Origin of the sequence: Micromonospora sp. MW-13 (assembly GCF_003434305.1) — a bacterium.
Classification (GTDB): Bacteria; Actinomycetota; Actinomycetes; order Mycobacteriales; family Micromonosporaceae; genus Micromonospora.
In genome coordinates, this window is the sequence record NZ_QKKX01000117.1 from 1 (window position 1) to 712 (window position 712).

The window sequence follows — 712 nt, forward strand, 5'->3', positions numbered from 1 at the left end:
CGCGCAACTGCTCCGCGACCTCCTGCACCGACACCGAGTGCGACGCGTAGTCCACCGGGATGAGCCTGGCCCGAATGCCGTCATCGGTGCACGCCTGCACCAGATCGGCCACCGGCTGCGGCGGCCCCGACACCACCACCGTGGCCGGACCGTTCACCGCCGCCACCCCGACCCCCGGGAAACCCGGCAGACGCTCGGCGACCGCGTCGGCGGACAGGTCCACCGACGCCATCGTCCCCGTACCCCGCAGCACAGACAGGGCCCGGGAGCGCAGGGCGACGGTCCGCGCCGCGTCGTCCAGCGACAGGATGCCGGCCACGCACGCCGCACCGATCTCACCCTGCGAGTGGCCGATAACGGCCTGCGGGGACACGCCCGCGTGCTGCCACACCGCCGCGATCGCGATTCCGACGGCCCACAGCACCGGCTGAACGACCTCGACCCGGTCCAACCACGACTCGTCCTCACCCGTCAGGACGGAAACGAGATCCACATCCAGGTACGGGGACAGTGCCCGCTGACACTCCGCCAACCGCGCGTCGAACACCGGGGTCCGGCCCACCAGACCAGCCGCCATCCGCGCCGACTGCGCACCCTGACCCGGGAACACGAACACCGGACCCGCACCGTGACCCGAGGCCACACCCGAGACGACGTTACCCGCCGGGGCACCCGCACCCAGGGCGTCCAGACCAGCCAGCAACTCCTCGAC

At 72.2% G+C, this 712-nt stretch carries 1 protein-coding gene; it reads right to left on the minus strand.

The features are described from left to right. Window positions 1-712: acyltransferase domain-containing protein (locus C5N14_RS31480; protein ID WP_117673552.1), on the minus strand; the 712-nt coding region annotated here is incomplete at both ends.